Annotated in this window: 17 protein-coding genes; 10 read left to right on the plus strand and 7 right to left on the minus strand. The window is 33.2% G+C overall.

Annotated features, from left to right (window positions below):
- Window positions 1-308: 308 nt before the first annotated feature.
- The 7 genes from PQF96_RS08585 (at window position 309) to PQF96_RS08615 (ending at window position 9,880) form a co-directional block, all read left to right on the plus strand.
- Window positions 309-995, plus strand: a complete 687-nt coding sequence (locus tag PQF96_RS08585; protein ID WP_271765747.1) for a TIGR04282 family arsenosugar biosynthesis glycosyltransferase — start codon at window positions 309-311, stop codon at window positions 993-995.
- Window positions 996-1,042: 47 nt separating this feature from the next.
- The gene (locus PQF96_RS08590; RefSeq protein WP_271765748.1) at window positions 1,043-4,264 is read left to right on the plus strand and encodes a SusC/RagA family TonB-linked outer membrane protein; all 3,222 of its coding nucleotides are present in this window, start codon (window positions 1,043-1,045) and stop codon (window positions 4,262-4,264) included.
- A gap of 35 nt (window positions 4,265-4,299) precedes the next feature.
- Window positions 4,300-5,730: a SusD/RagB family nutrient-binding outer membrane lipoprotein gene (locus tag PQF96_RS08595; protein WP_271765749.1), complete on the plus strand. Its 1,431-nt coding sequence runs from the start codon at window positions 4,300-4,302 to the stop codon at window positions 5,728-5,730.
- An 18-nt stretch (window positions 5,731-5,748) separates the two neighbouring features.
- Window positions 5,749-7,092, plus strand: a complete 1,344-nt coding sequence (locus PQF96_RS08600; protein ID WP_271765750.1) for an SLC5/6 family protein — start codon at window positions 5,749-5,751, stop codon at window positions 7,090-7,092.
- Window positions 7,074-7,943, plus strand: a complete 870-nt coding sequence (locus PQF96_RS08605) for a metallophosphoesterase family protein (RefSeq protein ID WP_271765751.1) — start codon at window positions 7,074-7,076, stop codon at window positions 7,941-7,943. Before PQF96_RS08600 ends, PQF96_RS08605 begins: the two co-directional genes overlap by 19 nt.
- A 90-nt stretch (window positions 7,944-8,033) precedes the next feature.
- On the plus strand, window positions 8,034-8,915 hold the full coding sequence (locus tag PQF96_RS08610; RefSeq protein WP_271765752.1) for a helix-turn-helix domain-containing protein: 882 nt from the start codon (window positions 8,034-8,036) through the stop codon (window positions 8,913-8,915).
- A gap of 98 nt (window positions 8,916-9,013) precedes the next feature.
- Window positions 9,014-9,880, plus strand: coding sequence for a nuclear transport factor 2 family protein (locus tag PQF96_RS08615; protein WP_244299615.1), 867 nt, complete (start codon window positions 9,014-9,016; stop codon window positions 9,878-9,880).
- 637 nt (window positions 9,881-10,517) lie between these two features.
- Here PQF96_RS08615 and PQF96_RS08620 read toward each other — a convergent pair.
- From PQF96_RS08620 to PQF96_RS08650, 7 genes are all read right to left on the minus strand, one after another.
- Window positions 10,518-11,864, minus strand: coding sequence for a DUF3526 domain-containing protein (locus PQF96_RS08620; protein ID WP_271765753.1), 1,347 nt, complete (start codon window positions 11,862-11,864; stop codon window positions 10,518-10,520).
- On the minus strand, window positions 11,861-13,312 hold the full coding sequence (locus PQF96_RS08625) for an ABC transporter permease (protein WP_271765754.1): 1,452 nt from the start codon (window positions 13,310-13,312) through the stop codon (window positions 11,861-11,863). Before PQF96_RS08625 ends, PQF96_RS08620 begins: the two co-directional genes overlap by 4 nt.
- Window positions 13,313-13,315: 3 nt before the next feature.
- The gene (locus PQF96_RS08630) at window positions 13,316-15,802 is read right to left on the minus strand and encodes a TonB-dependent receptor (RefSeq protein WP_271765755.1); all 2,487 of its coding nucleotides are present in this window, start codon (window positions 15,800-15,802) and stop codon (window positions 13,316-13,318) included.
- 24 nt (window positions 15,803-15,826) lie between these two features.
- The gene (locus PQF96_RS08635) at window positions 15,827-16,522 is read right to left on the minus strand and encodes an ABC transporter ATP-binding protein (RefSeq protein WP_109434260.1); all 696 of its coding nucleotides are present in this window, start codon (window positions 16,520-16,522) and stop codon (window positions 15,827-15,829) included.
- Between the two features lie 232 nt (window positions 16,523-16,754).
- Entirely contained in the window at window positions 16,755-17,081 is a 327-nt protein-coding gene (locus PQF96_RS08640) for a hypothetical protein (RefSeq protein ID WP_271765756.1), read from the minus strand.
- A 138-nt stretch (window positions 17,082-17,219) separates the two neighbouring features.
- Window positions 17,220-17,900: a GTP cyclohydrolase I FolE gene (folE, locus tag PQF96_RS08645; RefSeq protein ID WP_271765757.1), complete on the minus strand. Its 681-nt coding sequence runs from the start codon at window positions 17,898-17,900 to the stop codon at window positions 17,220-17,222.
- A 6-nt stretch (window positions 17,901-17,906) separates the two neighbouring features.
- On the minus strand, window positions 17,907-18,311 hold the full coding sequence (locus tag PQF96_RS08650) for a MerC domain-containing protein (protein ID WP_235010890.1): 405 nt from the start codon (window positions 18,309-18,311) through the stop codon (window positions 17,907-17,909).
- Window positions 18,312-18,411: 100 nt separating this feature from the next.
- Between PQF96_RS08650 and PQF96_RS08655 the strand changes: the two genes are divergently transcribed.
- Genes PQF96_RS08655 through PQF96_RS08665 form a run of 3 tightly spaced genes read left to right on the plus strand, consistent with a single transcriptional unit; the run spans window position 18,412 to window position 20,673 of the window.
- Window positions 18,412-19,044, plus strand: a complete 633-nt coding sequence (locus tag PQF96_RS08655) for an ABC transporter ATP-binding protein (RefSeq protein WP_109434258.1) — start codon at window positions 18,412-18,414, stop codon at window positions 19,042-19,044.
- A 41-nt stretch (window positions 19,045-19,085) separates the two neighbouring features.
- Window positions 19,086-20,243: an ABC transporter permease gene (locus PQF96_RS08660; protein ID WP_271765758.1), complete on the plus strand. Its 1,158-nt coding sequence runs from the start codon at window positions 19,086-19,088 to the stop codon at window positions 20,241-20,243.
- Window positions 20,236-20,673, plus strand: a complete 438-nt coding sequence (locus PQF96_RS08665; protein WP_271765759.1) for a hypothetical protein — start codon at window positions 20,236-20,238, stop codon at window positions 20,671-20,673. Before PQF96_RS08660 ends, PQF96_RS08665 begins: the two co-directional genes overlap by 8 nt.
- Window positions 20,674-20,683: the final 10 nt, after the last annotated feature.

The raw sequence follows: 20,683 nt of genomic DNA on the forward strand, positions 1-20,683 counted from the left end.
AGAACTTAATCTAATTTAGGGGACCGAGATGGGGTTTTTAGAATTCTTTTGTAAGAAAGAAATATGTTAAAAAACCCCGGGAAGTATTGAGATAATCAATTATTAATCTTATAGTAAGCGAATTACATCAAATAACACAAGTTTGAGAAAGGGATGTTTTATTATCGTATTAAATTTTTTAACTAATTTGGATTTTAATGTGTTGATATTGAGTTTTTAATAAAAAATAAATTACAAAAAGATTATTTTTTGTAATGCACTTTTTTTAATACGACTAAATAGTTTACTCATCTAATTTTTATAATGAATTGATAGCCCAACATGAGCAAATAGCGGTTCTCATATTTGCTAATTCTTCAGAAGAAGAATTAAAACATAAATGCATTCCTAAAGGGAAAGGTTTATTTAATTATTTTAATTCTCAAACACTTAAGAAAGTTCGTAAAACCAATTTACCTTTCTTTCTTTATTCAGAAAAAGATCAGTTGGGTAATAATTTTGCAGAACGTTTTGCAAATGCAATTGAAGATCTTTTTAATAAAGGATATGAAAAAATCATTACACTCGGTAATGATAGTCCTAATTTAAAAGTTTCTCATATTATTGAGGCTAGTAAAAAACTATCCCATAATGATGCTGTTATTGGTCCATCTATGGATGGAGGGGTCTATTTAATGGGGCTTCATAGAAAATCTTTTAATAAGCTACAATTTCTAGAATTACCTTGGCAAACGAATACACTAGCTAAAACATTTATCAATAAGATTTTAAAGCTTGGATTAACGGTTCACTTCTTAAAATACCTTAAGGACATTGATAATCTAAAGGATTTAAAACAATTTTTAAGAGATATAAGAAATTTGTCATCAATATTTAAGAATATTCTGCTGACAATTTTTAAAACTTCTTTTCAGGAAATTCGATTTCAGGATGTCTTTATTTCCAAAGTCGTAACTACGTTACATTTTAATAAAGGTTCACCAAGTTTGATTTAGTAAATCCTAAATTAAATTTTTCACTATTTATATTATTATTAAGCTTGATGAAACACTTTTTATTAGGGCTTACACTATGTTTGATATCATGTAGTTATGCCCAAAATTCAGTTACAGGTACAGTGACCTCTTCTATCGATGGTACATCTTTACCATTTGTGAATATTGTAATTAAAAATACTAATCAGGGAACAACTTCTGATATTGATGGTAACTATACTATCGAGATTAATGACCAGAATGCTATCCTTATATTTTCATCTTTAGGATTTAAAACTAAAGAAGTTTTTGTTGGAAATCAATCTACGATTAATTTGACTCTAGAAGAAGGTTCTACAGGTTTGGAAGAAGTAGTTATAACAGCTCTTAACAGGGAAAGAGAAGCAAAGGAATTAGGCTATGCGATACAGAGTATTGGACCTTCTGCTATTGCTGAGGTAAAATCAGTTAATTTTTTGGATAATTTGGCAGGTAAAATAGCAGGAGTTACCATTACTCCTGGAGGAGCAACAGGAGTAGGTTCTTCTTCTAAAATTATAATTAGGGGAGAGCAATCGTTTACCAATAATAACCCCTTATTTATTGTTGATGGTACACCTATTAATAATAATACAGTCTTTAATTTCACTAATGAAGTGGCAGCTGGTTTTCAAGAAGTTGATTTTGGTAATGGAGCGATGGAAGTAAATCCAGATGATATTGCTTCAGTATCGGTACTCAAGGGGCCAAGTGCTGCAGCGTTATATGGTACCAGAGCCTCTAATGGAGTTATTATTATTAATACTAAAGATGGTTCTAAAAGTAAGGGCCTAGGAATTAGTATTAACTCTAGTATATTTATAGATACTGCTTTTCAATTACCTCAATTTCAGAATGAATATGGGCAAGGTAATTCGGGGCAATTCGAATTTGTTGATGGATTAGGGGGTGGAATTAATGATAACATCACTTATAGTTGGGGACCAAGATTAAATCAGGGAACGTTGATTCCACAATTTGATAGCCCGGTTACTTTGGCAGATGGTACTATAGTTCGCGGGGGTGATACTTCATTATATAGTGGGATACCAATTACAGCAACGCCTTTTGTGTCTAATCCAGATAATTTGAAGGATTTTTATGAGACAGGAGTAACAACGATAAATAATGTATCGATTTCTTCGGGTTTTGATAAAGGAAATTATCGATTGTCTTTTACAGATTTAAGAAGTGAATCTATTATTCCGGGAGTTAATTTAGATAGAAAAACGGTTGCAGCTCGCTTAGGTTTTTCACCAACTGATAAAACAAAAGTAACGACTAGTATTAATTATGTAAACACAAGTAGTGATAATAGGCCATCTAATGGGTATGGGTCAGAAAACGTGAATTATTCATTGGTAGCATGGGGTCCAAGGTCTTTAAATATAGATAATTTACAACAATATTGGCAACCAGGCTTAGAAGGAGTACAACAATACTCTTTTAATTATACCTTCTTTGATAATCCTTATTTTATTTTATCTGAAAATCGTAACAGCTTCAATAGGGATCGTGTTTTTGGGAATATCGCTGTAAGACAGCAATTGACTAAAAATTTTAATATAACCATTCGTACAGGAATGGACTATTCCAAAGAAGATAGACAGTTTCTAAGAAATTTTAGCACCAATCGTTTTAGAAATGGAGCCTATGCAGAACATGATGTTTTTTATAGAGAAATCAACACAGATTTCCTGGTCAATTACACTAAAAAAATAAAAGACTTTGATATTGATGTATCTGTAGGAGGAAATCGTTTAGATCAAAAAGCCAAAACAACCCAGACGCAGACTACACAATTGGCACAACCAGGGATTTTTAGTTTTAATAACGCGGCATCACCTATCGAAAGTTTTGGTTTCGAATCCGAGAAACGTATCAATAGCTTGTATGGGTTGTTAAAAATAGGATATAAAGATTATTTGTATTTGGATATTACAGGAAGAAATGATTGGTCCAGCGCTCTGGCAACACCATTTTCTGCAGATAATACTTCATTTTTTTACCCTTCAGTTTCTACAAGTTTTATTTTGAGTAATGTGGTTAAACTACCAAAAATGATTTCGTTTGCCAAACTAAGGTTTAGTGCTGCTCAGGTAGGTAATGATACCAATCCATATCAAACTTCTGGAGCATTTGTATCCCAGACAGCTGTTAATTCTCAACCTACGTTTAGTAACCAGGATTTTATTCCAAACCCAGATCTAAAACCAGAGAAAACTACTTCTTTTGAATTTGGAACAGATCTTCGTTTTTTTAAAGATCGGTTGAACTTAGATGTTACGTACTATAATTCCTTAACCAAAGATCAAATTCTTTCTTTGCCTATTCCGATTTCTTCGGGATTTAGTCAACAAGTAGTTAATGGAGGAGAAGTGCGATCTAAAGGCTTAGAAATTGTATTAGATGCGATACCCATTAAGAGTGAAAATTTTCAATGGAACACAACTGTCAATTTTAACAAAAATGTATCGACAATAGAATCTTTACCGCAGCAAGATGGCAGAATTACTTTGGCATACTCCAGAGTATATGATAACCCTGATCAGACGGTATGGTTTCAGGTAGAAGAAGGAGGGCGTATAGGGGATTTTTATGGTACCGGATATCTTCGTAATGAAAATGGGGATTTTGTATTGACTTCTGAAGGGCGTTTTATCGCAGATCCCACGCTAAAAAAACTTGGGAATTATAACCCTGATTTTGTAGTAGGGTTGACGAATCATTTTTCATATAAAAATTGGGATGTTGATTTTGTATTAGATTGGCGTCAAGGAGGAGAGCTTGTTTCCAGAACTTTATCACTAGCTGCTGTTGGAGGCCAATTAGAAGAAACTGCTTTTAGACCCGAAGAAGGAATTATTGCTCAAGGAGTTGTAAACACAGGAACAGCAGAGAACCCTGTATATGTGCCAAATACAACCGCAGTAACACCAGAGAGCTTTTATCGCCAGTTTTATGACCGTAATCATGAAGAGAATAATGTATATGATGCCTCCTATTTAAAAATGCGCCAGTTTGAGATCGGATATTCATTTAGTCTTGATGAAAATAAGATAAACTTCTTAAAAGGAAGTGCGGATTTTAAGGTTTCACTGGTTGGCAAAAACCTATTTGCGATTAGTGATATTCCTCATTTTGATCCAGAACAGTTAGCAGTACAAGGGCAAGGACTAGTTAGCGGTGTAGAAGATTTATCATATGCTACATCAAGAAGTTTTGGACTCAAATTAGGTGTTAATTTCTAATCGTACGACAATAGTGAATTGTTAAAAATAAAAGAATGAAAAAATACATATATATTATTTTGAGCAGCATATTTTTTATTGGCTGTACTTCAGATTTTGAAGATATAAATACGAATCCTAATGCGCCTGTTGATGTACAACCTAGCTTATTGCTCAGACAAGTAATCTATGATTATGGAGAACAGATGTCTTATGAAGGTTTTGTTGCAGGTAATTTACTAGGACAGCATTTAACAGCATTGGATTTTAATTTATTTGATCGTCATGCACTCAATTCTCCACAATTGGGAGGGAATCCCTGGTCGATTTTTTATAAAAACCTTCGGGATAATGAACTCATTATAAGAAAATCGAGAACATCAGAGACTTTTGCTGTATATGAAGGACCTGCTTTAATTTTTAAAGCATACATGACAATGGCGTTAACAGATCTTTTTGGAGATGTACCTTACAGTGAGGCTTTTACAGGAGATGTCGGAGTGGTAAGACCAATTTATGATACGCAAGAAGATATTTATCTGGCTGAAGGAGGAATTTTGGATAATCTGGAAAAAGGTATAGAGGCAATCAATATGTATTCTGGAGTAATTACTTTGGAAGGTGATATTCTATATAACGGAAATTTAGATAATTGGATTAAGTTTGCCAATTCTTTAAGAATTAAAGCATTGATACGAATATCTTCACAAGAAAATATAGCGACAACGCTGCAGGATATTGTAACTGAAGGGAATTATATAAAAACCAATACAGAAAATGCCATTTTTGAATTTACCGATGGAGAGCCGAATAATTTTAGAATGGCCAGATTGAGAGCTGGAGATTTTAATAATTTTGTGATGTCAGAGACTATAGAAGATGTCCTGACTGGATTAAATGATCCCCGTGTAAATGTATTATTCAGGTCATTTGGTAATGCAACCGGTATAGCATATAATGGATTGGTTAACGGTATTGATGCTTCTCAGACAACAATTTCTTTATCTGATTACTCACTTGCGGGAACTGTATTTAGAGAAAACACAGGTGATCTTAATGCCAATTATATGACAGCCTGGGAAACTAGTTTTTTATTAGCTGAAGCTGCATTAAAAGGAATTATTACAGAAAATGCACAGACATTATATGAAGAAGGAGTAGTACAAGCTTTTGAGTATTGGAATACCGAATTACCATCAAATTATTTAGCAACCACAGCAGCATATAATAGTACCAGTGCATTAGAACAAATTATTACCCAGAAATGGATAGCCAATACAATTAATGGTTATGAGGGATGGATAGAGTATCGCAGAACGGGTTTTCCTGTTCTTAGAAACGTTTCTGCTAGTTTAAATAATGGAGTAATTCCTATAAGAATGCCATATCCGGCAGAAGAAGCTACGCTTAACACTACTAATTATAATAGAGCAGCAGAGAGAACCGATAACAATAGTATCAATTTTCCGGCATGGTGGGATCAATAGTAAAATAAGGATTGTTTGATGAAAGAAATCGAAATTTGGCAATGGAGTTTAATTGTACTTTCTAGTCTTTTGTTTTTCTGGTGGTCTCCATTAGCAAAAACAAGGGAACAGTTTTATCAGGCTAGTAAGAACGAAAAGCAGCGACCTACATTATGGATGTTAACAGGAAGTCTGGTTATTTCCTGGATCTTTGCCAAAAGTATTACGAATGCCGCCAATTTGGGGTTGAGTTTTGGAATTGTTGGTGGAGTAGCATACGCAGGGTATTATCTCTCATTTGCAATTGCTGGAGTCATTATATATCAATTACGAACCAAAGGAGGGTTTAAAAGTATACATCACTTTTTAGGATCACGCTTCGGGCAAGGGTCTGTATTGCTTTTTTCTGTATTAATTGGTTTTCGGTTGTTTAATGAGGTGTGGTCCAATACAATGGTGATAGGATCCTATTTTGGAACTGTAGGAAGCTCATCTTATTACTTAGCGATCATTGTTTTTACAGTATTAACACTTGCTTATGCATTAAAAGGAGGTTTGAGTAGTAGTATTTTTACAGATGTGATACAGATGGGGTTATTTTCTATACTGTTATGTATTATATTATGGAATATATTCGAAGTAAAAGATTTCTCTATTAAGGATGTTGCATTATCCGGAGAATGGACAATGGCTTTAGGGGGAAATTTATTACTTGCAGCAATCATACAATCATTTAGTTATCCGTTTCATGATCCTGTATTGACCGATAGAGGATTTATAAGTGCTCCAAAAACAACACTAAAGAGTTTTTTATGGGCTACTGTGCTGGGTGGATTATGTATTATTTTGTTTAGTGTTGTAGGTGTTTTTGCAAAACAACAAGGAATTGAAGGACAAGCTGCCGTAGCAGTAAGTAAGACTTTTGGAGTGTTCATACTCCTGGTAGTAAATTTTATTATGATTACATCTGCTGCTTCTACATTAGATTCTACTTTTTCATCGTCGGCAAAACTTATAGCTATTGATTTAAAATTAGGAAAGGAAGTATCTTTTGGACGTTGGATGATGGTCATTGTTGCTATTGTAGGGACAATACCAGTATTTCTTAATGCAGAAATTTTATCAGCTACTACAATTAGTGGTACGATGGTGATTGGATTAACACCTATATTTTTGTGCTGGAAAAAAGAAGTCCCTAAAATCAGTTTTTTCTTATCTGTGGGTAGCGGATTAGTATTTGGAGTACTATTAGTTTTTGATATATTTCCACAGCAATTCATATTTACTACTGGGAAATATGCAGATTTATTATGGGTAAATATTTGGGGATTGATAGTTTGTTTCATTTTATATTTTATACCAACATGGATAAAAAAACGATAAATCTGGGAGAAATAAGAGGTAAGGTATTACTGTTTGGAGGAGTATATAGCAATTTACAAGCTTTAGAAAGTTTGATTGCTATAGCAGAAAAGGAAGGAATCTCTCCCAAAAATTGTTTCTGTACCGGTGATATAGTTGGATATTGTGCACAACCAGAAGAGACAGTAGATCGTTTTATAAGTTGGGGAGCACAATCTATTATTGGTAATGTAGAAGAACAATTACGATCAGGAGCGCTGGATTGTGGCTGTGATTTTAGTGTAGGTTCCAGGTGTGATAACTTCTCTAAAGAGTGGTATCCTTTTGCTCAAAAAGAATTGTCAAAAGATTCTATTGATTGGATGAAAGGATTACCAAACCATATCTCGTTCGTTTTTTCAGGTAAAAAGGTAACTTTAGTTCATGGGAGCTATGATCATATTTCAGAATTTATATTCAGATCATCTCCTTGGGAAATAAAACAACAATCTTTTGATGCGGTTAAAAGTGATATTATAGTGGCCGGGCATTGTGGATTGCCATTTTATGATATTCATAAAGAATTACTTTGGTTAAATCCTGGGGTAATTGGCATGCCGGCAAATGAAGGAAAAACAAGGGTTTGGTATGCGGTTATGGATGACCTTAATGGTTTTTCTTTCCGATATCATACCTTAGAGTATGATAATCAAACGGCTAATGAACTAATGTTATCCAGAGGTCTGCCAAAAGAATATGCGCATACATTGCAAACAGGTTTATGGGATAACATGCAAATTCTTCCTGAAGAAGAAAAAATGTTATGTGGAAATGATATTAATGATACTATAATGATGAAGCATGAAAAAAATAAAAATCAGGAGGTGATCTGAAACGTATAGTTTAATAAATTTAATGTTTAACCAAAGATATTATTACAGTGCAGGTATAGCATATATGTTTACCATCCAAACCATCAGTATATGTCCAAAGAAATCCCAAATATTTCATTTAAGACTCAATATCCAGAAATAAAAGGGATAGAGATATTTTTATTTGAAGACTTAATTGAAAGAAAGGATAATTTGGATCATAATCCAGAAAAAGCACACCAGCTAGAATTTTATATGTTAGCTTTTTATACTAGTGGAACAACGCAGCATTTGGTAGATTTTACTTGGCATGAAGTACAAGAGAATACTATTGTCTATTTGGTTAAAGGACAAGTTAACGCATTCAATTTCAAGAAAAATGTGAAAGGTTTTATCATACTTTTTACCGAAGAGTATTTTAATGAGAGATTAAATCACCTTCCAAGTGATGCTGTAATTAGATTATTTACTTCGCATTTATTTTCTCCAAAAATTAAAATTCCTGCAAGCTCAAGTGTAAACAATTATATTCAATTATTATATAAGGAGTTTTATGATGAGGATGATAGTCAGTACAATAAAAAGAATATTATCAATTATTTATATAACATTCTCTTCTCAAAATTAGAACAACTACAGCAATATCAGACATTCTATCTTAAAGACTCTGGTAAACTCAACACTTTTTTAAAATTCAAATCACTCTTAGAAAATAATTTTTATAAAAGTAGAAATGCCGATTTCTACGCTTCCGAATTGCACATTTCTTACAAACATTTGAATACCGTTAGCAAAGAGATTATAAATATTACTGCCAAAAAGTTTATAGATGAATTTATTATCCTAAAAGCAAAAAGGAGCCTGATAAATTCATCTATAAAAAGTACTCAATTGGCTTTTTCTATGGGATTTGAAGAATCCAGTAACTTTGTCAAATACTTCAAGAAACATACGGGATTAACCCCAAATATGTTTAAAAAACTGCATGATTAGAAATGTAGGTTCGATATTAACCTATTTTACATCAACATTAACCCACGATACTTCATATTCTCACGCTAATTTTGTGCTATAATCAAAACTTAAAAAGTATGAAATACTCAATCATAGTGTTGCTTATGCTTGCTACGGTGGCTTGCAATGCAAAAAAAGAAGTAAAACCAATAAAACAAGAAGAAAAGATGGAATTATCTAATAAAGAAAAAGCAGTAGCATTATTAAACAGCTTTAATACAGGTGACCAAACAGCAATAGGGTACATCAATCCAAATAAATATATCCAACATAATTTGGCTGTGGGTGATGGTTTATCAGGTTTTGGAGCCATAATGAAGAATGCTCCTGAAGGAGGTTTTAAAGCTAATGTGGTACGAGCATACCAAGATGAAGAATATGTATTTATCCATACGATTTATGACTTTTTTGGACCAAAAATCGGTTTCGATATATTTAGATTTGAAGAAGGTCTGATTGTAGAGCATTGGGATAATTTGACTGCAGTAACTCCTGCAAATCCAAGTGGACATACACAAACTGATGGTCCCACAAAACCTGAAAGTTTAAATAAAACAGAAACCAATAAAGCTTTGGTGAAAGATTTTATTTCAGCGATTTTAATGAAAGGCGAAATGGATAAAATAGGGAACTTTATTAATGAAGGTGCAGAGAATTATATACAACATAATTCTGTTATCGCTGATGGATTATCAGGACTAGGTCAAGCATTAGAGGGAATGGCGAAAGAAGGAATTGCTATGGAGTATTCGACTATTCATAAAGTATTGGGAGAAGGTAATTTTGTACTTTCCGTCAGTGAAGGTAAACTTGGAGGTATTCCAACTTCATATTATGATCTTTTTCGTGTAGAAGATGGAAAAATTGTTGAACATTGGGATATTGTTGAAACCATATTACCAGAAGCGGAAAGAAAAAACAACAACGGAAAGTTTAATTTTTAAATAAAATCGACTTTTTTAAAGAATAATAGATAGTAAAAAAGGTTGCTTGATTACAAAGACAACCTTTTTTATCAAAATTACCTTTTGTAGATATGCATGTTGGTGGTGCACTTCCTAAAGTTTCACAAAAAGGATGTGAAATGGTATTGGCAATGGGATTTGATTATTCGATTATTTTTAATGTTTCTGAGGAACGACTAAAAAAACCTAGTTTATATTGTTCATAAGAAGCCTTCCATCGCAAGATTCCATCTGTGGATATCGAATGTGGACGATTGGGTATTCCTACCAAAACTGAAATTGATCGAATTGTAAATGAAATGTTCTCATTGTTTATGAACTTAAAAATGATTAACTCAAACAAACAATCCGATTTAACGAAAACAAGACCCATAATAATTGATTTACGATAAAAGTAACTCAACCAGACTCTTCTATACTAAAAAAAAGGCTGGTAATTTAATTGAAAAGAGAGAGCCGGTTGGTTACATTACGGATTTTTTTGGTAACAAATTAGAGGATATTAAAGCATCGCAAAACGGTATGATACTTTATATGATAGGTACTCCACCCATCAATAAAGATGAAACCATTATGAATGTTGCTATAATTCCTTAAGTTTTTAAAAGTTTTTTCATTATAAACGCCGTACCATTGGTATTGAAATTAACATCATAAACACTGATGCTAATAATAAGGGTAACATATCCTGTACGGGTTTTAAATTAGCTTTTGTGTTATAATATTCAGGAGTAAATTGATTCCAATCAATAGTATCCGCATGCTGTTCTTCAAATACTTTTGGATAGAAAAAAAGCCTTAACTTCTCATGGAATGCTTCGGTTTCATTAAGGTATTCTATATGTTGACTCATACTGGTGCCTGCTGATAAATTAAAAGCAAGCTGAATGTACATATTGGGGACTATTGAAGCAATTTGCTTACTGGTACGTTCCCGCAATTTGATCTTCTCACTTAATGCATCTCGCTGAGTTTTTGAGTCATCATCTCCCATTTGTTGCATTGCATAATACCATAACCAATTAAATCCATCTGTAGGATATCCGTATTTTTTAAATTGTGGATAATGCTGATAAAACTTTTCAATTGTAGCCAGCTTATCAGTATCCCATTTGGTATGATATCCATCTCGTTGCGCTATTGCCGTACTTAAAGCTTCTGGTACGGGATATTTCGAGGATATATAAGCATTGATTCCAGCAGGTAATAGAACAATTAAAACCAGCCAAATCGATAGCAGTAACAGTGCATTAAAACCAGAAGACTTCTTAAAAACAATAACAAAAAAAGTGAGTGTAAACCAAAATATGATATATAGCATAGATAATCCCAGTATAGAAAGAAAACCGCTATTTATAGGTATATTGAGTATAAATTTTGCAAGGCAAAAAAGGAATATCAATGCCACAAATAATAACCCTAATCTGATCAAAAGTTTGGAAACAATAAATCCTAGTTTGGATTTCGTTTGAATCGACACCAGGCGCCAGGTACCGGTTTCTGTCTCTTCAGAAATAACATTAAAGGTTAAAACAATAACCAATAGAGGGAATAAATAGATAATTACAAAAGAAAGATCAAGATTGCCAGATTGTAAATTCATAGGATTGACCAAATCGGTATCAAACTTTTGCGCTTCAAAGGTTTTGATTGTAATTCGTTTAACTGTAGGATTGATATCTCCTTGACCAATAGATATTCCTGCCAATGGATTTAAAGTATTGATATGGGCAAACTTCAAATAATATAGTAACAATCCTAAATCCTCATTATGAAGAGACACTTGTCGATCAAAATGTTGCTCTTGATACATTTTTACTTCAGTAATTGCTTCTTGTTGTCGTGAGAGGTGTTTGCTCCCAATGATTATAGATAAGATACCCAATAATGTAATTAGCAATAAACTAATCCAGACTTCTTTTGACCGAATGCATTGTTGCAAAAATAACCTGTATTTTATCATATCGCTTTAGCTCTTTTTGAGGTGAATAGCAACAACGCGAAAGCAATTATTGTCCATAATAGTATCGAAATTATTGCCGGAATGGCTTCTTTAAATGAAGCACCAAATTCTATAGGCTTATGGTGGAAATCTGAGAATTCTTCCCAATGCTCATGATCCACTACATGAGTTTTTCCTTCAGAACCACTTTCTTTCTTTGGACTGATATATTCCATTTGAAGTTCATTCATCGTTTGAGATAACTGATAACGATAGTCATCTGCCTGATTTTGGAAATCTATATAAGACGAAAAATCTGTTCCTGCTATCGTCATTGATAATTGTTTGATAGCTGTAAATGGATTGATAAAAGATGAAAATCTAGTTATGTTATTTTGATTAGTATACGTGTTTACCAAATTTGCATGATGTTTTTTGTATAAAGTAGAAGTGATTTTTTCACCTTCCCGCATCACAAAACCAGAATAATTAAAAGGTAAATCGGTAACCTTACTTACATTATGTACGGCTAATACCGAATCCCGTAGCTTGTTGTAGTGAGGGTCATTAGGATTATGGCTGTCCCCTTTTTGGATTTCTTCTTTCTCTATTGCCGATTGAAAAGCTAATTTTGTAGGTGTTGGAAACCAGTAATTTCCCATAGCTTGAGCAGATTTAGGCAAAAGCACGACCAGTAATAACCAAATGCCTAATAACCGTAATAAAGCATCTTTTGGGCTACTACTACTAGCAGATACTACGATGGTAAAGGTAGAAATGACAAACAGGAATGCTAAATACCCCAAGCCTATTAGTGAAACTCGAAACCACTGAAGGCTATTTGTCATTTGATTTTCTAATACCAAAAGCGTAATAATTACCACTAATATAGCGGGAATAAAAAATAGAGTTGAAATTCCGAAAAGTCCAATTGATTTTCCAAACAGAATTTCTTTCCAGTTTCCTCCTTGAGATAGTACTATTTTTAAGGTTCCATTTTGTTTGTCGGCAGCAATACTTGAAAATCCTATGAAAAATAGGATCAATGGCAGCACTAATTGTAATAGTAGAGCTAAACTCAATTCTCCAAATCGCAACGTACCCGTAGAAAATGTTGCTTCAGAAAAGTTAACACTGTTTTGCCTGTGAGCTTCCAGAAACACAGTACTTCCTGTAAAACTTTCTAATCCGTAATCAAAAATACCCAAAGATGGGTTTACTCGAAATGCAAAAGTACCAAAATGAGCCATTCGGTGAGGATGTTTATCAGGGTTGGCTTCCCAGCTTTGTCGGGCTTTAATTTGGTGATCTTGTCGAATATCATTTTGAGTGATATGATTTTGAATACCGCTAACAGCTGCAAAAGCTGTTAGCAGTATAAAAATTGAATATAAGAGATAAAAAGTTTTTGGCGTAGTCGCATTGTGCCAAAAGTTTGATGCGAATAACCGAACGTTTGCCCACTTCATCTTTTAGAATTTATACGTTGTGGTTAACAATACGTTTCTTGGAGCGCCAGGGAAAAGCCTGGTAGCGTTTAATGCACCATTCCAATAGGTTTCATCCAATAGATTATTAAGCTTTAAAGCAATTTGCATATCGATTCCAGAAGGGCGATAGTATACTGCTGCATCAAATATCGTGTATGATGGTAATTCTATACGATCTCCATACCATGACAAACGATCTCCACGATATTCTGTACCAAAACCTACTCCGATATTTTTTAAAGCTCCATGCGTAAAATCATATCGTCCCCAAAAATTAGCGCTATGTTCAGGTGCTCCTCCAATGCGTTCACCAATTAAAGCTGGATCATCATCTTCTATGATTTCTGCATCAATAAAGGCATAGGAAGCACTTACTTGAAAGTTAGGTAATACATATCCAGTAAGATCCCACTCAAAACCTCGACTACGTTGTTCTCCTCGTTCTGTCAATATGGATTCATCATTAGGATCTTGTTGTAATAGATTTTTTTGAGTTATTTGATATACAGCAGCATTAACTATTACTTTTCCGCCTAAAAATTCTCCCTTAGCACCAAATTCTATGTTGTCACTTTCTAAAGGATCAAAACTAGCAGGAGAACCTGCCCAGAAAAAGTCTTCGGTAGCAGGTGAAAGCGTAACGGTGTTAGACTGTGGCTGAAACCCTTCTACATAGGAACCATAAACACTAATATTTTCAGTAGCTTCATATGTTAGCCCTATTCTAGGTATAAAAGCCTCGTTCTTATTAGACTCTTCATTATTTGATTTGTAATCAAAAATATCTTCATACCAATCATATCGAAGATTTAGTAATGCAGAAAACTTACCGATCTTAAATTGGTTCTGGATATAAATACCGTTTGAAGTGGTAAGGTTTGCTGGGATAGCAAATTCTGAAGTGATATAGCCTGAAGTTTCTCTGGCTGTATTATTAGGATCCGCGAGATTAAAATGGTCAACATTGGGTCTAGGTGCAGTTACACCATTGATGTCAATAGTTTCAAATTGAGCTGCTTCAGCAGGGTCAAAAGAAGTTGCAGTACCATTCAATCTTCTATATCTACGAGCACCATTTGATGCTCCACCTATAGTTCGTTCCCATCTGCTACCATCATATCCTACTAATAGTTTATTGGTAAACGAATCATTTTCAATATCAAAATTGATGTATCCCGTGTAATTATCTGTAATCCAAAACTGTTGTCGTTCTACGTAACGTAATTCGGCAAGTGTAGGAATCGCATTTCCATCAATATCTACAGCGGCAGAACCGGCAACACGATGCTCTGCAAGGTCTTCCTCCCAGGTTTGCTTCATATAAGAAGCATTAAACCCTATGTTATCAGTAATTTGCTTACTAAAATTACTGATGACCATAAACTCTTTGGATGAATAAAAATCATTAGCAGCTCCAACATTTGTTGAGATATCTGTACTGTTTAAATCAAATTGGCCATTTATAGGGCCAAAAAGCGGTTGACCACGATCAAGATTTCCTACTCCATTGCTGTATATCATTTCTACGTTTAGTGCTGTAGTACTATTTGGTAGAAACGTGATAGACGGTGTTATCAGAAATTGATTGTTCTGTACTAAATCTCTAAAAGACCTTGCTTCTTGAACTGCAGTGTTAAAACGATATAATAAAGTTCCAGAATCATTTAAGGGGCCTGTAAAATCTGCGGTTGCTCTTAGTGTTCCAAAGCTTCCTACTGTGGCACTTACTTCATTTCTTTTTTCCTTTAAAGGTTTTTTAGTTACCAAATTAACTGATCCACCAGGATCAACACTAGAAAAAGTTACAGAAGAAGGTCCTTTAATAACTTCTGCTCTTTCTATATGTGATGTAATAGGTTGTAAAAAATAATATTGACGAGTTCTCATACCATTAATAAGCTGGCCGTCTTCTGCCTGAATGATACCTCTAATATTAAAATGATTATAGAACCCTGTATGTGTTACACTACTAGAATTTTTTATAGCATCTGCTATCTGAAAGGCTTGTCGATCGTTAATTAATTCTTTAGTAATGGTTGATACTGCCTGAGGTAATTCTCTGTTTTTTATGGCAACCTTTGTCGAAGAAAACGAATAATCACTGTTGTAATCTGTTCGTGCACGACCAACGACTTCTACACTTTGTAGTTGTTCTGTACCTTCTTCTAATTGAATAGTCCCTACATCAAATGTTGAACCATCACTAATTTCAATTGTATTTTTATAGGACTGTAATCCTAAATAACGTACTTCGATATCATAATTTCCCGAAGGAGCATCTATTTCAAATTTCCCTGATTTATCTGTTAATTTTCCAAAAGTATTTTCTGCGTTTTTTAATAAAATTGTAGCTCCAATTATTGGTGTATTTCCAGTATCGATGATAGTTCCTGTTACTTGTACTTGTGCAAATGTGGCACAACTACATAATACAAGTAAAAGGATGGATAGTGATTTAAAAAGTTTCATTATGTGAATTGATTTGTTTTACGTTTAGATAGTTTTTAAGTATAAATCTTGTAATTGAGTTGCATTGATAGTATCGGTGTTTGAAGTATGAACTAATTGTCCTTCTTTCATAATACCAATTTTGGTTCCCACATTTACTGCATTAAAGATGTCATGAGTAGCCATAAAAATAGCTTTACCTTCATTGCTTAATTCTTTACAAATTTTGGTGAATTCGAGTGTAGCAATGGGATCTAGACCTGAGATAGGTTCATCCATAAAAATATAATCTGCATTTTTTGAAAGTGCTATGGCAATGCCAACTTTTTGTCGCATTCCTTTTGAGTAGGAAGACAATTTATTTTGATGTGCCACCTCTTGAAGTCCAGCTTTTGATAGAAAATTAGACAAGTCAGTATTCGTATATTTAAATCCCGCTAATCTGCTGAAGAAATTAAGGTTTTCTATTCCAGAAAGATTTCCATAAAGTTGCACGACCTCTGGGATATATGCAATCATTTTGGTGGTTTCGTTATTATTTGATTTTACGGTAACACCATTGACCAATGCTTCACCACTTGTAGGTTCAATAAGACCTAAAAACAGATTGATTGTTGTTGTTTTACCCGCACCATTTTGACCGAGTAAACAAAATATTTCACCTTTGTCAACAGATAAATTTAGTTGACTTAGCGCTTGGTGCTTACCGTATGTTTTGGTAAGATTTATTGCTTTAAGCATTTTTATAATGTAAAATAAGATTGACGACTAATGTGTTTAAATTCGGTTAGAACCGATAACTGACTGTTTTTGAAGAAATACCTTAAATACAAAGTAGTACACTATTTTGAACTACAAATACCTTTGTATACAATTTTTTCCCGATGACCTAACAATGATGCAAGCTCTGATGACAAATTGATATTAAATAAAATGACTATAGTGAGTATAAATTCACATAGCACAATGCTTTTTAGGATAGTAAGAATATTCCTGAGAAAACAGGAGGGGGTTTATTGTAAATAGAAATAGGAGAGGCAATTTTCTCCTTTGGAGTATTATATTGAGTAAAGATCACAAATGAGCTTGGAATATTTATTTGGGTATCTTCTAAGCAATAAGTATCATTAGTAATCAAGTCAAATTGATGAGAATTGGATATAATATCACAAAGCTCACAAGAAATAGGTTCGTCATCATCTGATAGATGGCTTAATGCGTGCAAGTTGGCAACCCTTGGAACAAGGAAAGTTGCTGTGAACAGCAAAGTAATAATATTTGTAATTACCTGTCGGCGCATGACCGCAATTTCAGAAATATAAAAAAAAGATTTTTTGATTTAACAAAATTTTAAGTTGTTATTTAGACATATCGTTGAATTTTAGGAAATTCTAGTTTGTACAAAAAGTTAAATACATGGTAAGAAGTAAAACTTGTATTATTCAAAGGAGTTTCTTCTCTCTTTGATGATCCTCAAAAACTCATTTCTGAGTTCAGTTTCTATAAATTCACCTCCGAACTCCATTGTAGTAGTATAACTACTTTTGTCCTTAATTCCTCTGGAAGAAACACATAAATGTTTGGCATTCACTATAACAATAACGTCTTTGGTATCCAAAGTTTGCTGTAAATCCTCTAGAATCTGTAAACAAAGTCTTTCTTGTACCTGAGGACGATGTGAATAATAATCTACTAGTCTATTAATTTTTGACAGTCCGATCACTTTTTTCTTAGGGATGTACCCTACATGGGCATTACCAATTATGGGAAGAAAATGATGTTCGCAGGATGAATCGATCGTTATGTTTTGTTCAACTACTATTTTTTGATATTTATATTTGTTTTCAAAAGTGGAAATTTTGGGACGGTTTTTTGGGTTTAAACCATAAAAGAGTTCTTTTACATACATTTTAGCAACTCTATAGGGTGTTCCAGAAAGGCTGTCATCTGTTAAGTCAAGCCCCAACTCTTTCATGATCTCTGAAAAATGATGTTGAATACTTTTGATTTTGTCATGATCAGATTTTTCAAAAGCATCTGCCCGTAAAGGTGTTTCTGTCGAATTGGAAATATGAGCATCTCCAATTAATTCTATTTCATTTTGACTTTTTGAGCTCATTATAAATTAATTTGTACAGCATTTTTCACCTTCACAGCTGCAGTATTTTTTATTATAAAAATGTAACCCCACCAATGATAGAGATACTACATAAATGACTTCTTCCGGTAAAGGAAATATGGATAGTTTTTCATTTAGTATAATAATAAACAACAACAGCCAAGTTGACCAAAAAGCATATTTTATTTTTAGGTTTGTAGTGGTTTTGGTGGATTGACGAATTGCTATAAAGGAAAGTCCCAAAAAGATAATATCCAGTGATTTCCACCAAAAAGAATATCCTTCTTGAAATAGAGCAGATCCTGTATGCGCAAGGAATAAAAAAGGAGTAAATAAGCAATGTAATAAACATAAGCCACTGGCTAAGATTCCTAAAGTATCCGAGTTACTATGTATATGTAATATTTTCACAAAAAAATGAATTTGTTTAAGTGAGGCAAATATAACATTATTTTATAAATGCAACTTTGTTGCGTTAGTAATATTTATTTATTTTTGGCGAAATAATATTATGATACGAACCGATTCTCTTCAGTTTACCTATCAGGATACACAAAATAACACCTTTTGTTTTCCAGATATCGATTTGCCTCCTACAGAAGATATATTGATTTTGGGGCCTTCTGGTGTTGGTAAAACAACATTGTTACATCTTCTGGCAGGTCTTTTGCCTCCAAAAGAAGGAGATATTTTTATTGGCGATACATATTTAAATAAACTTACAAGAAAGCAATTAGATTATTTTAGAGGACAAAAAATTGGATTGATTTTTCAACGAGCTTATTTTATTAGGTCTTTAACTTTATCAGAGAATTTGACTCTACGCCAACGATTTCCTAAGAACAAAAGTAATCGATATCGAAGAGAAGAATTAATTATGCAATTGGGGCTGTCTAATCTCGAAAACAAAAGAGTTTATCAGTTAAGTGAAGGACAACAACAACGACTTTCAATTGCTTTGGGAGTTATACACAAACCTAAAGTTATATTGGCTGATGAACCTACATCTAATCTGGATGATGCGAATTGTGAAAACGTCATTTCTCTACTTAAAAAAGAGGCCCAAACCTGTAAAAGTAGTTTAGTAATTATAACTCATGATCAAAGAGTTAAAACACATTTTGATAATCATATAATTTTATAACATTGTTACATCTGGCCTATAAAAATTTGATTTCTAAACCTTTGAATACAACTTTAAGTGTTCTGCTTTTAATACTAAGTATCTCGTTAGCTACTTTTGTATTACAAGTAAGAAATCAACTTAACCAACATTTAGAAAATAATATTAAACCATTTGATATGGTTATAGGTGCTAAAGGAAGCCCGCTACAACTTGTTTTATCTTCTGTTTTACATATTGATACTCCTACTGGTAATATACCATTAGAAGAAGCTTTAAAGATGAATAAAAATCGCATGGTTAAAGAAATGATACCGGTTTCTTATGGGGATAATTATAGGGGTTATAGAATTTTAGGTACTTCAAAACAATATTTGATTAGATATGATGCAGAACTTCGAGAAGGGAAACTGTATGAAAAACCATTAGAGGTAGTTATTGGAGATAATGTAGCAAAAAAAATCAATCTACAAATTGGTAATACTTTTACAAGTGCACATGGTTTGGCCGAAAACACATTAGAAACTCATACAAAGAAACCTTTTATTGTTACCGGAATATTAAAGCCAACGGGTACAGTCATTGATCACCTTATCGTTACAAATCTGGAAAGTATTTGGGAAGTACATGAACATACCGAAGATCACAATCATCCTGAAGAGGAGCATGAAGAACAAAGAGAAATAACCTCTTTGTTAGTGAAATTTAGAAATCCCATAGGAGCTTTACAAATGTCTAGATTTATTAATGAAAAAACAGCAATGCAGGCAGCGCTCCCAAAATTAGAAGTAGAGCGATTAATGAGGTTTTTAGGGATTGGCTTCAAGGTAGTTAATAACATCTCTATTGCTATCTTATTCGTAGCAGGGCTTAGTATATTTATTAATTTAATAAAAACGGTAAGTGAAAGAAAACAGGAGTTGGCTTTGTTACGAACCTATGGTGTCAATACTTTTCAGTTGATAAAATTAGTTTTCATAGAGGCATTTTTTTTATCCTTTGTAGGATTTGTTTTAGGATGGTTTTTAGGAAGAATAAGTATTTGGGTATTTTCAGTTTTTATAGAAGACACATATGGACATCTTTTGGTGTTTGACTTTCCTAATCAAGAAGAGTTACTATTGCTGGCTCTAGTGATTTTAACCACTTTTTTGGCCTCAATTTTAGCCTCATCATCATTATATAAATTAAACGTTTCTAAAATTCTTGCTGATGCGTAAAATCCTTTTATTACTTTTTTTTATAAGTATTCCATTTCATCTCTTTGCTCAGCACAAATTATCTTGGAATAATTTAACAGATGTTAGTTTTCATGATGTTTATAACGTGCACTATGATGATTATTTTTTGAAACCTACATTTGGGCCTATTATAAAATCTTATGAAGGTTCCAAAATTACCATCAAAGGTTATTTCTTGGATTTTTCTCATGAAGAAGAATTTTACATAATTTCTAGAAATCCTATGTCTTCTTGTTTTTTCTGTGGAGGTGCTGGCCCCGAAACCATTGTAGAAGTTATTTTTAAACAAAAATCAGCTTTTAAAACAGATCAAATAGTAGAGGTTACCGGAATCCTAGAACTTAATGCTGATGATGTGGATCACTGTAATTATATCTTGAAAGAAGCAATAGGTAAATTGATACATTAAATACCTACCT

It is taken from the genome of Aquimarina algiphila (assembly GCF_947494415.1).
GTDB lineage: Bacteria > Bacteroidota > Bacteroidia > Flavobacteriales > Flavobacteriaceae > Aquimarina > Aquimarina algiphila.